This is a genomic window from Actinomyces procaprae (genome assembly GCF_004798665.1).
Classification (GTDB): domain Bacteria; phylum Actinomycetota; class Actinomycetes; order Actinomycetales; family Actinomycetaceae; genus Actinomyces; species Actinomyces procaprae.
On sequence record NZ_CP039292.1, the window covers coordinates 2619319 to 2633352 of the forward strand.

The following is a 14034-nucleotide window of genomic DNA, read 5'->3' on the forward strand; positions in this document are numbered from 1 at the left end:
TTCGTGCATGCGCGGGGCGCTCCTTAGGTGTTCGGCTGCGGGTGGAGACGAAGATCCGGGCCCGGCCTCAGTCGTCGGGCGCGGGCATGACCAGCCAGGTGCCTAGCAGCATCAGGCCGAGTGCCAGCAGGAAGGTCAGGCCCGGGGCCTGCCGGAACAGCGCCCACGCCAGGATCACGCCGACGAAGGGCGCCACCGAGTAGAAGGCGCTGGTGCGGGCCGCCCCGAGTCCACGCTGCGCCATCACGTACAGGGTGATGGACAGTCCGTAGGCGAGGAATCCGAGCAGCAGGCATCCGCCGAGGGGCCCGGCCTGAGGCATCCGCTCGCCCGCCGCCAGCGCCACCGCCATGGCGCCGCAGCCGGATCCGAAGCCCTTGACGATGACGATCTGCACGGGATCCTTGTGCGCGATGCGGTTCGTGCAGTTGTTCTCCAGTCCCCAGCAGCTGGCGGCGGCGAGCACGAGCAGTGAGCCGACGGAGAAGGACAGGGCCCCGGCGTCGTCCACCGTGAGCAGCGCGCAGGCGGCGGTTATGACGACGATCCCCAGCGTCAGCCGGCGGCTGGGGCGCTCCTTGAACAGGACGAAGGCGATGACGGCGGTGGCGACGATCTCGAAGTTGTTCAGCAGGGAGACGTTGGCGGCCTCGGCCCGGTCCAGTCCGAACATGAGCAGCAGCGGGGCCGCAATATCGAGGACGACCATCGCCACCACGAAGGGCAGGTCCGCGCGCTCCAGCGGCGCCGCCCGTGGGGCCGTCGTGCCGATGCGATTGCGCAGCAGGGCGATCAGGCTCATGCCGGCGCCGGCACCCAGGTACAGGAGGGCGGCGAGCACCCCGGGGGCGACGTCGTCCAGCAGCAGTTTGGACACGGGGGTGGACAGGGCGTACAGGAGGGCTGCGAGCAGCGCGTAGGCCACATAGCGGCCGCGCGCCGCACCCCCACCGCCGGGTTGGGCGGGCGCGGCCGGTCGCTTCCGGCGCGCGACATCGGGGCCGCCCAACGCCTCGCGGTGGGACGGCGGGGCGGGGTGTTGTTCGCTCACGCGACCAAAATGCCTTCCAGCCGCAGCAGGGCGGCCTTGCGCTCGGGCCCGCCCGCGTAGCCGGTCAGGGCGCCGTCGGCGCCGAGCACGCGGTGGCAGGGCACGAGGATGCTGACCGGGTTGCGGCCGACGGCGGAGCCGACGGCGCGGGCGGAGGTGGGGCGGCGGTCGCGGCGGCGAGGTCGGCGGCGATGCGCCCGTAGGTGGTGGTCTGCCCGCGTGGGATGGTGCGCAGCCGGGCCCAAACACCCTGCTGGAAGGCGGTGCCGGTCGGTGCCAGGGCGGGGATCGGGCCGGGGTCCTCGCCGGCGAAGTAGCACTCCAGCCAGGCCCGTGCGGCCGCCAGTGCGGCGGGCTCGTCCGCGTCGCCCGCGGCCACGGTCAGCGCACCGTCGGCCAGCCCGGCCCGGTCGTGCTTCTGCCCGTCGAACCAGGCGCCGACGACGGCGCCGCCCTCGGGCAGCCCCTCCCCCGTGGCGGCGGCGAGCGTCATGGGGCCGAGCGGGGAGTCGAAAGCGCAGAGGTAATTCGTGGCCGGTGGCACAGCCTCTGACTGTACTCGCGTCCCCACGCCCGCCGGTAGCGGCCCGAGGGCGCCGGCGGCGGGTGCGGATCGGCGACGGCGCGAGTGATCGGCCCGGCTGCTGCGCCGCTGCGCCTGAAGTGTCCAAATTCGGGACAACCGGTCCGGCACTGTTAGCGGCCGTGCACAAAACGTTGGAATCATGCGGGCACCGGATCACCTCTGGTGGCCTAAGAGACTCTTTAGTCCCGAATATGGACACCCCTTCCCTGGCGCCCGGTCGCACACCTCCGCGGCACCGGGACAGACGGCTTACCTTCACCGTGCACTCATCCCACCACACCCTCAAACCGGAAGATCCGTTACACCGACCGACCTCGGCGGTTATATCTACCGACCTCGGCACGTAACATCTACCGACCTCGGCGGTTATATCTACCGACCTCGGCACGTAACATCTACCGACCTCGGCGGTTATATCTACCGACCTCGGCACGTAACATCTACCGACCTCGGCGGTTATATCTACCGATCTCGGTGAGGGGAGGGCAGCGAGCCAGCCAAGGGGCGGTCACCTCACCGGTAGGCCCCCGAGGAGGCGTTGGGGTCGTAGTTCGCCACCAGCACCAGGCCGGTCAGGGCGTAGGGGCCGCCGATGTAGGGCATGGCCTGCACCAGGGCGGCGGCGACCTTCTGCCGGGTGTTGCCGGCCTTGATCGCGCCGGCCACGTGCGGCGTGAGCTGGGTGGCGGCGCCGATGGCGGCGATGGCCACCAGGCTGACGATCTCGCGCTCAGCCACGCTCAGCACCCCGCGGGACTCGACCTCGCCGAAGCCGATGCCGGTCAGCAGGTGCGGCACCTGCGTGTCGAAGGGCTCGGGCAGCTTGGCGAAGACGGCCTTGACCTCGTCCCCGTACAGCGGGATCTGGATAGCGGCCCCGGCCTCGTCCCGGTCGGCATAGTCGACGGTGGCGGCGCTGGGCAGGGGCAGCTGGACGCCGCGCTCGGTGAGTACCTCGTTGAGCACCCCGATGGCGTTGAGGGTCTTGGGGTAGCCGATGTAGGGCTGGCACTGGTAGATGACCTCGCGCAGCTGCTCGGGGGTGGCGCCGACGTTGAGGGCGGCGGCCGCGTGCGCGCGCAGCTGCGGCAGGGTCTGCATGGAGGCCAGGCAGGTCACGGTGATCAGCTCGCGCTCGACGTCGGTGAGGATGCCGACGGAGAAGACCTCGCCGAAGATGTGGTTCTGCAGGGTCTCCATGAGCTCGGGGTCGGTGGGGCTGGGCTCGGGGGCGGAGCCGAACAAGCGGGTGAAGGTCTCGATCGCCTCGGGTGTCAGTGCCATGGTGTCTCCTTGCGCTTGGTTCTTGGTGCTTGTGTCGGTGGTCGGTGCCGGCAGTTGTCGGGTTGTGTCTCTGGGGCCGGTCGCGGGCGGCCGGGCCGCCTGGACCACCTGGACCGCCCGGGTCGGTCGGTGACGTCGGTGGCGGGCGACGGCGTCGTCGGGCCCGGGCATGATCCTGCCACGGGCGGGGCCCCGCCCGGCGCCGGTACGCGGCGTCAGACGGGGCCCATTGGTGCCTGGTTTATCCGGGCCCGAGCATGCGGAGCGGAGGGGCTCAGACCTCCGGGGCGGGGGCGACGTCGCCCAGCAGGTGGGCCATGCGCACCACCCGGGCCGCCTGCTTCTCGAGCTCGGCGCGGGTCAGCGTCACGGCCGCCGTCCCCTCGCCGCGCAGGGCCGCGAGGATGTCCTGCCGGTCGGCCTCGCAGCCGGGCATGAACAGCTCGTTGCCGGCCTTGATGGTCGCCGAGGCGGTGGCGCGCGGGTGCTTCAGGTCCGTGCGGGCCATGGAGTCGACCACCCAGTCGGTCATGACCAGGCCCTCAAAGCCCCACTCCTCGCGCAGGATGGTCTCCAACAGGTCGGCGGACTCGGAGGTGTGCACGCCGTTGATCAGGTTGTAGGAGGTCATGAGCGCGTGGGGCTGGGCCTCACGGACCACGATCTCGAAGCTGCGCAGGTACAGGTCGCGGGCGGCCCGCTGGGAGACGTGGCTGTTGGAGTTCAGGCGGTTCGTCTCCTGGTTGTTGAAGGCGAAGTGCTTGACGGTGACGGCCCGCCCCGGGTGCGCCTGGACGCCGCGGGTGATGCCGGCGGCCATGCGCCCGGCCAGCAGCGGGTCCTCGGACATGTACTCGAAGTTGCGTCCGCACAGGATGGTGCGGTGCAGGTTGAAGGCCGGGGCCAGCCACAGGTGGGCACCGAAGTGGTCCATCTCCGCCCCGACCAGGTCGCCGTAGGCGGCGGCCAGTGCGGGGTTCCAGGACTGGGCGATGGCGGTGCCGATCGGGATGGCGGTGGTGTACTGCTCGTAGGTGCGCTCCGGGGTGCGGGGGGCGGCCGCAGAGTCCCCGCCGAGCGCGGCGACGGAGTCGTCGTCCATGAGCTCGGCGAACAGGCCGCCCAGGGCCTCGCCGAGCGGGAAGGCGCCATCGGCGTCCACGCCCACCTGCGGGGACAGGCGCAGGCCGGCGGGGCCGTCGGGCATAACCAGCGAGGGCAGTCCCTCGAAGCGGGTGGTGGTCTGGCCGGCGGCGCCAACCAGTGCCTGCGAGGCCTGGCCGATGATCGACTGCTTCTCGGCGTCGTCGCTGTAGTCGCCCAGGACGATGTAGGACAGCTCGTCGTCGGACAGGTCCTTGACGTAGTCGAGGGCGGCGGCCAGGTCCACGGGGGCGTGGGTGTCCTCGCGGCGCAGGTCGGCGGCGGCCACGGTCAGACGCGGGAGGTCGGCCGGCACCTCGACGGCGACCGGTGCGGCCGGCTTGAAGTCGGTGAAGCCGGGGTCCCCCAGGGCGTCGTGAAGCCGGCGGACGATGGCGGTCTCCGCCAGCTCGACGACGGCGGCCGGCACCGTGTTGCGGCTCGAGGCGCCCACGCGCACCACGTAGTCGCCGGCCTCCAGGACGGTGGCAGACTTGGCGGCGTCGAAGGAGGCGACGTCGGTCAGGTCGAAGGTGACGGCGACCTCCTCGGCGGCGCCGGCGGCGAGCTCACCCGTCTTGGCGAAGGCGGCCAGGGCCTGGTAGGGCTGGTCGAGGTCGCCGGCGGGCACGGAGACGTAGACCTGGACGACCTCCTTGCCCGGGCGGGCGCCGGTGTTGGTGACACTGGTCTTTACGGTGACCTCGGAGCCGACGGCACTGACGGTGGGCGCGCCGATGGTGAAGGTGGTGTAGCCCAGGCCGAAGCCGAAGGGGAAGATCGGGGCGGTGCCGACGGAGTCGAAGTAGCGGTAGCCGACGTAGACGCCCTCGCGGTAGTGGGTGTCGTCCGGGTCGCCGAAGTCGCCCTCGGTGGAGTAGTCCTCCCAGGCCGCCCAGGTGGTGGAGAGCTTGCCGGAGGGGTAGCTCTTGCCGAGCAGCACGTCGGCGAAGGCGTCACCGATCGCGGCACCCAGCTGGGAAAGCAGCAGGATGTTCTTCACGTCCTTGACCGGGCTCAGGTCGACGACGCCGCCGACGTTGAGCACCAGCAGGAACTTCTCGAACTTCGCGGCGAGCGCGGTGATGTCGCGGATCTCGGAGTCGGTTAGCTTGACGTCGCCGGCCTCGGGGTGGCGGTCGTTGCCCTCGCCGGAGTCGCGGGCCACGACGTAGACGGCGGCCTCGCCGTCGCCGTCGAGCGGCAGGTCGAAGGCGGGCGCGGGCTCGACGGCACCCATGCCGAAGAAGATGGCCGGCTGGCCCGCGGCCTTGGCCTGCGCCTTGAGGTCGGCGACGAAGGCCTTGTGGTTCTCCTCGGCGACGCCGTCATAGGCGTCGAGCCAGGACTTGGTGGTGATGGTGAAGCCGGCGTTCTCCAGCCCCTCCTCGACGGAGACGACGTGGCGGGAGTTGACGTCGCCGCTGCCGGTGCCGCCCTTGATGGTGCGCCGCGCGCCGGCCCCGTACAGGGCGATGCGGCCGGGTGCGGCAAGGGGGAAGGATCCGTCGGTCTTGAGGAGGACCATCGATTCGGGCGCTCCCGCGCGCACCGTTGCCAGGTGGTCGATCTCGTACTGGTTGATGTTCTGCTCCACTGTGAGCGCCTCCATCGGGTCAGGTTGTGCGTGCGCTCGCCGAAGAGCACCCGCTGATTGCAATCTTACCGCTTGGTCCATTGTTGTGGAAGGGGTTTCGCGCAGGCAATCCACATCGGCCCTCGCGCAGGGGCGCCGCTCCCGACGAGCCGTCCCGGGCCCGACACACCCGGCCGAACACCCCGAACCGGCCACGGCGCCACACCCCGTATACTATGTCCGAAATCGGACTTGAGTTTTGACGGGAGCCGCATGACCACCGCTCTGATGGAGCTGCAGCAGGCGATCAACGCCATGATCAAACGCACCGACGACGCCTACCACCGCGCCGCCCGAGCGGCGGGGCTGTCGGACGCCGCCTTCGACATCCTCTACGCACTGCACGCCGCGGGCGAGGGCTGCTCCCAGAGTCGGCTGTGCGAGCTCTGCTTCTCACGGAAGCAGACGATCAACTCCGCCATCAAGCGGCTCCAGGAGGACGGCACGGTACGCCTCGAGGCCGGACCCGGGCGAAGCACGCACGTGTATCTGACCGAGCGCGGGCGCGCACTCGTCGCGGAGCGCATCACCCCGATCGTCGACGCCGAGCTCGCCGCCCTGGACTCCGTCCCGCCCGCTCAGCGCGCCGCACTCGCCGCCGCCCTGACTACATATACGACCACCCTGGTGAACAGCCTGAACGCGATCGGAGACGACTGACGCCATGGACATGTCCCAGCACCTGGGGGCCCGCGCCCTATTGCGCTTCACGGCGCCCTCCATCGCCATGATGATCTTCACGTCGGTATACGGGGTGGTCGATGGCCTGTTCGTCGCCAACTTCGCCGGCAAGACGGCGCTGGCCGCCATCACCCTGATCATGCCGTTCATCATGATTCTGGGCACCCTCGGCTTCATGATGGGCTCTGGCGGCAGCGAACTCATCTCCCACACCCGCGGCCGGGGCCACGGCGAGCTGGCGAACCGCTACTTCTCCATGATCGTCTACGTGACCCTCGGCGGAGGCATCGCGCTGGCGGCCGGCGGAGCGCTGGCCATGCGTCCCGTAGCCCAGTTGCTCGGCGCATCCGGCCAGATGCTGGAACTGTGCGTGCTGTACGGGCAGATCCTCATGATCTCACTGCCTGCGTTCATGCTGCAGTACGCCTTCCAAACCTTCGCCTCCACCGCGGGCAGGCCCCGACTCGGCCTGTATGTGACGGTTGCCGCGGGGGTGACCAACATGGCTCTGGACCTGGTGTTCGTCGGCATCTTCGGGTGGGGCGTGGCGGGAGCCGCCTGGGCAACCGTCGCCTCGGAGATGATCGGCGGCCTGGTGCCGTTGGCCTGGTTCGCGCGCCCGAACAGCAGCCTCCTGCGGCTGGGCCGCCCGGCCGCGGATCTGGCCGCACTGGGCCGGGTCTGCGTCAATGGATCGTCGGAGATGATGGCGGTGGTGGCCATCTCAGTGGTCAGCATCATCTACAACCTGCAGTTGCTCAGGCTCATAGGCCCCGACGGGGTGGCCGCCTACGGCGTCGTCATGTACGTAAGCATGATCTTCACCGCGGTCTTCGAGGGCTTCTGCATGGGAGCGGCCCCGCTGATGAGCTACCAGCACGGCGCCGCGAACAATACGGAGAAGCGCAGCCTGATGCGCACCTCCCTGGCCATACTCGCCGTCGCCGGGGCGGTAATGCTGCTGAGTTCCCAGCTGCTCGCGCATCCGCTGGCCCTCATATTCGCCGGCCGCGATCGTGGTCTCACGGAGCTGACCGAGACAGCGCTGCGCATCTTCTCAGTCTCCTTCCTGCCCATGGGCGTGAGCATGTACGGCTCATCGTTGTTCACCGCGCTGGGCAACGGCCCCGTCTCGGCGGCCCTGGCCGCGGGCCGCACCCTCGGCCTGGAGGTCGGCTCGGTCCTGCTGCTTCCACTGCTCATAGGCCCCATGGGCATCTGGGCCGCGATCATCGTGGCCGAGGTCATGGCCGCACTGGCCGTGGGCGTGCTCATCAGGGCGCTGGGGCCGCGGTATGGGCTCCGCGACCGCCGCCGAGACCGCAACACCATTCCCGCGGGGCAGACGAGCTCACCCATGGCCGGCGCTCCGGCGCCCTGATTCCGCGACCGCTGAAGCCGCCGGGAACGACGGCGTCCGTATCGCCGACTCAACCATCGGTTGAGTGGCGGAGATTCGGCGGCTCGGCTCACGGGTTAGGTGATCAACATATGCGTGCTACCGTCCGGCGCACCATTGCGGACATGATCGATCACACGCCGTCGCTCCCGGCAGACCGCGGGACTGCGACGAATCAGGGACACCCTACAGGCGCCCTGAAAGCCAACGATCAAGAAGCATGGAGACAAGGATGAAGAACTCTGTCGGACGCAACATCGCCGGCCTTCGACTGTCACGGGGGATGACCCAGGAGCAGCTCGCAAAGCGCATGGGCGTCACCCCACAGGCGGTCAGCAAGTGGGAGAACGATCTGAACTACCCGGACGTGGCGACGCTGCCCGCCCTGGCGGCGCTGCTCGGCACGAGCGTTGATGCGCTGCTGACGGTGCCGGACAGCGACGGCGCAGCCAACGACCGTCCCACGCCGGCACCGGCCCGCCCCACATCGGCGTCGTCACCCGTCTCCGCCCCTTCGGCGCCGTCGCCCGTCTCCGCCCCTTCGGCGCCGTCGCCCGCGGCGCCCGCATCCACCAACTTCGAGCTGATTCGCCCCGAGCCCGCCGTCGGGCGGTCCCGGTCCCGTAGCGCCGCCGGACGCAGTCTCCACATCGAGGTTCGGGGCCCGAAGAACAATGTGGACCTGGCCTTCCCCATGCAGGCGGTCTCCGCGCTGGCGGCTCTCATTACCAACGTGCCGCAGGTGCGCACCGCCGTCGGCACCCATGGCATTGACCTCGACGCGATAGTGACGACGTCGCTCGGCGCCCTCGACAGCACCGGTCCCGCCACCCTCATCGACGTCACCGACGACGAGGACCACGTTCGCATCTGGGTCGACTAGCCCGACCCGCTGAACCCATCTTCATCCCTGATTCGTCGGCGCCATTGGATGGGCTCAAAATGTCCAAAACCGGCACAAACGAGCCCGCCGCAGCGAGAGAGCCACCGGAATCATGCGGTTGTGAAACCGGCTCGTAGCGCCGAATCCGACGTTTGCGCCGATTCCGGACATTCTGCGGCCTCGTCGGCCAAGCGACCGGGCCGCAGCGCCGCTTCAACCGATCACGGCACATGACTTGGCTCTTCCGGTTTGTGGGCGGCGGTGGTCCGGGTCGGGGTGTGGTGGTCGCTGTCGGGAGCGGGAGGGCGAGTTCGGGTATGCGAGGACGTTTTCGGGGCGGCGAGGTCGCACTCGGGCGCGCCAGGTCGTACTCGGGCGGTCGGGCGGGGTCGTTCTGGGGCTTGGGAGGACGTCTTCGGGCCGACGAGGTCGTATTCGAGTACCCCACGCCGGTCGAATACGACCTCATCCGCCCCAAACCCTCCACATTCGGTAGGGTTTCGGGCTGACGAGGACGTTTTCGCCGAACCCGGGACGTTTTCGGGTAGATGAGGTCGTTCTCGGGCCGACGAGGACGTTCTCGGGCTCGTGGCCGGTGGCAGCTGACGACTCGTTGGAATCGCCTGGATCAAGCAGTTCCCGGGTCGCGGTGGCGGCCGTTGGCGACGCCAGCCGGTGATTCCGCTGAGTCCAGCACTTCTGATGCGGCGCCCCGGGCGCCCGGGGCGCGAACCTGGCCGCCGCGGGGGCGCAGGCTTTTCGCGTACTCACTCGTGCGCCCCGCGCGGGACGCTGCGCGACGGTTCGTCATGAACGATGACGGTTCGGCAGTTAGCACCAACGATTCGGCATGAACCGCGACGGTTCGTACCTCTAGGTGCCGAACCGTCGCGAGAAGTGCCGAATCGTCGACCGGAGCGTACGAACCGTCGTCGGAACACACGAACCCTCACGCGGAGGTACGAACCACCGCACCCGACCTGCCGCGCACGCAACCGACAACCCAGACACATATCAACCATCAACCCACCCCACGTCCCAAACGGATGGAGCACGTAACTACAACCGACCTCGGTACGTAAGATCAACCGACCTCGGTACGTAAGATCTACCGACCTCGGTACGTAAGATCTACCGACCTCGGTACGTAAGATCTACCGACCTCGGCGAGGGGGGCGGCTCAGACCGCGCGGCTGCGCACCCAGTCGAAGACATCCGTGGCCTCGCTGCGCCCACCGGGCTGCAGCAGCAGGTAGAAGGTGGCATGGGCCATCGCATCCCGAATCGGCACGACGACGCGGTCCGAGGCGAGCGCCGACAGGGCGGGCGCGTCGGAGACGAAGTGGGGCAGCGGAGAACTCTTGACCAGTTGTTCGAAAACGCCACGGTCCTCCTGCACCACGAACTGGGAGTGGGGCAGGTAGCGGTCGCAGCGCTCGCGCCAGAAGCCGATGTCGGCCAGGAGCAGGAAGGTCTCGCCGTCCAGCTCCGCGGCCGTCACCTGCTCGCGGTTCGCGAGCGCGTGCTCAGCGGGCAGGGCGACGGCGAGGTTCTCCACCATGAGCCAGGCCGAGCGCACGCTCGGCAGCGGATGGGGGCGCAGCGAGATGCCCAGGTCCAGCTCGCCGCTAACAACCCCCTCCTCGACCTCCTCCCTGCCGAGGCTCTGCGAGGTGAGCACCAGGCCGGGGAAGCGCTCGATGATCAGCGAGGTCAGCCGCCACAGCGGCGCCGGGGCGACCGCACCCACGCGCAGCGCCCGGGTACGACGGGCGACGTCGTCGAGGGCGGTGCGCATGGCCTGCTCCTCGCGCAGGATCCGCCCGGCATGTTCCAGAGCCACACGGCCCGCCTCGTTGAGCACCAGGCGGCGCCCCGGGCGGTCGAAGAGCGACTGGCCGAGCTCTGCCTCCAGCCGCTGCAGCGAGCGGCTGAGGGCCGGCTGGGACAGGTGCAGGGTGCGCGCGGCGGCACTGAGGGTGCCCTCCCGCGCGATCGCCTCCAGCTGGCGCAGCTGCTCGAAATCCACCAGTCCCCTCCCTCTGCTTATGCACGTAGCGCATCAAGAGTTCCGATATTGGCATTTTACATCCGCGCTCCTGGGGCGAAGACTTATGCACAGCGGGACGGCATTGAGCTGGTCCCGAAGCAAGTCCCAGGAGCGCATCAATGACCACCATCCCGTCCTTCACCATGAACAACGGCATCGACATCCCGGCGCTGGGCTACGGCGTCTTCCAGATGACCTCCGACCAGGTGCGCGAGCACCTGCCGCAGGCCCTCGAGCTGGGCTACCGGCACATCGACACGGCCAACGCCTACTTCAACGAGGTCGCCGTCGGCGAGGTGGTGCGCGATGCGATCGCCGCCGGCACCGTGAAGCGTGAGGACCTGTTCATCACCACCAAGCTGTTCCCGCAGTCCTACCCCTACGCGCAGGCCGTCCAGGACATTGACGCCACCCTGGAGCGCCTGGGTCTGGACTACGTTGACCTGCTGCTGTTCCACCAGCCCTACGGCGAGTACACCTCCGGTTGGAAGGCCATGGAGGAGGCCGTGGCCGCGGGCAAGGTCCGCTCCATCGGCCTGTCCAACTTCCCCATCGCCAAGTTCCAGGAGATTCTGGACGTCGCCGGCATCAAGCCGGTCGTCAACCAGGTGGAGGCCCACCCGCGCTGGAACCAGCACGAGCTGAAGGCGCAGATGGACCGGGCCGCCGGGGCCGAGGTCCTGGTGGAGGCCTGGTACCCGCTCGGCCACGGTGACAAGAGCCTGCTGGAAGAGCCCGCGATCACCGCGGCCGCGCAGCGCACCGGCGCCACTGCCGCCCAGGTGATCCTGGCCTGGCACCTGGCGGAGAAGAACATCACCTTCCCCAAGACCCTCAACCCCGCCCACATGGCCGACAACCTCGCCGCCCTCGACGTTACGCTGACGGAGGCGGAGATCGCCGCGATCAACGAGATCCCGCAGGCCCCCTACTACGTGATCCCGGACGAGCCGCCCGCCTTCACGACGACGGTCATGGACTACTCCCAGCAGGCCTGAGTCGACCGCCCCGACGGCGGGCACCGTCACCCACCGCCCACAGCCACCACCTACCAGGAGAAAGACAATGACCACCACCGTTCCCACCAGGACCCTCAACAACGGCGTCGAGATGCCCGTGCTCGGCTACGGCGTCTTCCAGACCCCGCCCGATGAGACCGAGCGCTGCGTGAGCGAGGCCCTCGAGGTCGGCTACCGGCTCATCGACACCGCCCAGGCCTACGGCAACGAGGAGGGTGTCGGCGCCGCCGTCGCGAAGAGCGGCCTGCCGCGCGAGGATGTGTTCATCACCTCCAAGATCTGGGTGTCCAACATGAACTACGAGCGCGCCACCGCATCCATCGAGGAGTCGCTGGAAAAGCTCGGCACCGACCACATCGACCTGATGCTGCTGCACCAGGCGATGGGCGACTACCCGGGCGCCTACCGGGCCATGGAGGACGCCTACAAGGCCGGCAAGCTGCGCGCCATCGGCGTGTCCAACTTCTACCCCGAGCGCCTGGTGGATGTGGCCGCACTGGCCGAGATCACGCCGGCCGTCAACCAGATCGAGACGCACCCCTTCCGCCAGCAGGACGCCGCGCACGCGGTCATGGCCGAACTCGGCGTCGTCCACGAGGCCTGGGCGCCCTTCGCGGAGGGCCAGAACAACATCTTCGCCAACCCGACCCTGGCCGAGATCGGCAACAAGTACGGCAAGAAGCCGGGCCAGGTGATCCTGCGGGCGCTGATCCAGAAGGACGTCGTGGTCATCCCGAAGTCCACCCACCGCAACCGCATGGAGGAGAACTTCGACGTCTTCGACTTCGAACTCGACGACTCCGACCTGGCCACCTTCTCCGCCCTGGACGACGGCACGCTGCCGCGCATCTTCGACCACTACGACCCGAAGGTCGTCGGCTGGCTGCTGCGCGACCTGGTCAAGACCCAGCAGCTCGGCGGCGGCTCGCTGTACTGATCAGCATGCGGTCCTCCTTGCACCTGCGGGTGGTACCCGTGGTGCCTCCCGCCAGGGTCCACAGGTGCGTAGGGTTTCGATAACGACGCCCGAGCTCAGCCCGTCGTCAGGTCCAGCGGCCCGGACGCCTGAATGCTGTCGACCTCGGCGTCGAATCACCAACGAAGGAGACGATCATGACCACCATCGCTATTGTCGGCGGCGGGCCGGGACTCGGCCGCGCCGTCGCCCGCCGCTTCGGCCGAGAGGGCTTCGACGTCGCCCTCATCTCCCGCAGCCGCGAGCACCTGGACGAGCGGGTCGCCGCCCTGAGCGCCGACGGCGTCAACGCCCGCGGCTATGTGGCCGACGGCCGCGACGGCGAGGCCCTGACCCGTGCACTGGCCGACGCCGCCGACGAGCTCGGCCCCATCGAGGTGCTCCAGTGGAGCCCCGTGCCGGCGCGGGAGTTCATGAAGCCGGTGCTGGAGACCAGCGCCGCCGACCTGGTCGGCCCCGTCGAGATGTCCGTCTACGGGCCCGTCACCGCGGTGCGCCAGGTGCTGCCGGGCATGCGTGAGCTCGGCCGCGGCACGATCCTGCTGATCAACGGCGGCTCCGCCGTCCGCCCCGGGGCACGGGTGACCGGCACCTCGGTGGCCTTCGCCGGGGAGAGCGCCTATGGGCAGCTACTCCACGACGCGCTCGCCCCGGAGGGGATCCACGTCGCCCAGCTGATCATTCCGCGCGGCATCGGTGGCGGCGAGCCCTCACACGAGCCGGCCGCCCTGGCCGACCGCATCTGGGACCTGCACGCCCGGCACGACGGCGACTTCCGCACCTTCGTCGCGCCCCTGGACGCCTGACCCGGACCGTGCACGCCCGCCGGGTCCACGAACCACGCGGCGGGGCATGCGCCGACGCGGCCCTGCCCGAGCGCTTGCCCGCTGGAGAAGTCGGGCGGCATCATGGCGGGGAGCCACCCGGCTGCAACCGGATGGCTCCCCGAGGCAGGCAGTTCAGTTGAGCCACTTGCTGAGGGCATCCACAAGGACACCAATAGCCCGGAAGGTGAGCGACGGACTCAATCACTTCGCTCAACCTTCGGGCCATTCCCTTGCCCTTGCGGACTTCTGTCTGTCGGCCCCTCGGCTTGGACATGGCCCCACCTCCTTCCCGGCTCCTACCTTCTCGGCCAAGGACATGGAATGTTCCGAGAGGAGGTGCCGAATCAGGCGGTTCCACCATAGGTGACGGCAACGACACGAATCGGTACGGCCTGCGCCGTCGCCCACCTGGAGCAAGCCCACCCGCCTGGCGGCACGGTCAACCGCACGGCGCCGGGATCACCATCGGGGTTCACTGCCGACAAACTTCACCGCCACT

The 14034-nt window shown here is 69.2% G+C and carries 12 protein-coding genes; 6 read left to right on the forward strand and 6 right to left on the reverse strand.

Features of this window, described 5'->3' with window-relative positions; all coding sequences use genetic code 11:
* Positions 1–67: 67 nt before the first annotated feature.
* The 5 genes from E4J16_RS10705 to E4J16_RS10720 form a co-directional block, all read right to left on the reverse strand.
* A complete protein-coding gene (locus E4J16_RS10705) occupies positions 68–1051 on the reverse strand; it encodes a DMT family transporter (RefSeq protein ID WP_204519801.1) in 984 nt (327 codons plus the stop codon).
* Complete coding sequence (locus E4J16_RS16075; protein ID WP_338028848.1) at positions 1048–1155, reverse strand: MGMT family protein; 108 nt, start codon at positions 1153–1155, stop codon at positions 1048–1050. The genes E4J16_RS10705 and E4J16_RS16075 overlap by 4 nt, the downstream gene beginning before the upstream one ends.
* Positions 1116–1544, reverse strand: coding sequence for a methylated-DNA--[protein]-cysteine S-methyltransferase (locus tag E4J16_RS10710; protein ID WP_338028849.1), 429 nt, complete (start codon positions 1542–1544; stop codon positions 1116–1118). Before E4J16_RS10710 ends, E4J16_RS16075 begins: the two co-directional genes overlap by 40 nt.
* A 606-nt stretch (positions 1545–2150) precedes the next feature.
* Entirely contained in the window at positions 2151–2921 is a 771-nt protein-coding gene (locus tag E4J16_RS10715; protein ID WP_136313983.1) for a carboxymuconolactone decarboxylase family protein, read from the reverse strand.
* Positions 2922–3195: 274 nt separating this feature from the next.
* Positions 3196–5592 carry a glycoside hydrolase family 3 protein gene (locus E4J16_RS10720; RefSeq protein WP_136314670.1) on the reverse strand — a complete coding sequence of 799 codons (2397 nt, stop codon included), beginning with the start codon at positions 5590–5592 and terminating at the stop codon, positions 3196–3198.
* Positions 5593–5913: 321 nt separating this feature from the next.
* On the opposite strand from E4J16_RS10720, the gene E4J16_RS10725 reads away from it, so the two are divergent.
* From E4J16_RS10725 to E4J16_RS10735, 3 genes are all read left to right on the forward strand, one after another.
* A complete protein-coding gene (locus E4J16_RS10725) occupies positions 5914–6360 on the forward strand; it encodes a MarR family winged helix-turn-helix transcriptional regulator (RefSeq protein WP_136313984.1) in 447 nt (148 codons plus the stop codon).
* A gap of 4 nt (positions 6361–6364) precedes the next feature.
* On the forward strand, positions 6365–7762 hold the full coding sequence (locus E4J16_RS10730; protein ID WP_136313985.1) for an MATE family efflux transporter: 1398 nt from the start codon (positions 6365–6367) through the stop codon (positions 7760–7762).
* Positions 7763–8012: 250 nt separating this feature from the next.
* Complete coding sequence (locus E4J16_RS10735) at positions 8013–8663, forward strand: helix-turn-helix domain-containing protein (RefSeq protein WP_136194332.1); 651 nt, start codon at positions 8013–8015, stop codon at positions 8661–8663.
* Between the two features lie 1180 nt (positions 8664–9843).
* Here E4J16_RS10735 and E4J16_RS10740 read toward each other — a convergent pair.
* Positions 9844–10692, reverse strand: coding sequence for a LysR family transcriptional regulator (locus E4J16_RS10740; protein ID WP_136313986.1), 849 nt, complete (start codon positions 10690–10692; stop codon positions 9844–9846).
* 140 nt (positions 10693–10832) lie between these two features.
* Between E4J16_RS10740 and E4J16_RS10745 the strand changes: the two genes are divergently transcribed.
* The 3 genes from E4J16_RS10745 to E4J16_RS10755 all read left to right on the forward strand — a co-directional run bounded on the left by E4J16_RS10745 (position 10833) and on the right by E4J16_RS10755 (position 13514).
* Entirely contained in the window at positions 10833–11711 is an 879-nt protein-coding gene (locus tag E4J16_RS10745; protein WP_136313987.1) for an aldo/keto reductase, read from the forward strand.
* A 67-nt stretch (positions 11712–11778) separates the two neighbouring features.
* Positions 11779–12669, forward strand: coding sequence for an aldo/keto reductase (locus E4J16_RS10750; RefSeq protein WP_136313988.1), 891 nt, complete (start codon positions 11779–11781; stop codon positions 12667–12669).
* A gap of 176 nt (positions 12670–12845) precedes the next feature.
* Entirely contained in the window at positions 12846–13514 is a 669-nt protein-coding gene (locus E4J16_RS10755; RefSeq protein ID WP_136313989.1) for an SDR family NAD(P)-dependent oxidoreductase, read from the forward strand.
* Positions 13515–14034 lie beyond the last annotated feature (520 nt).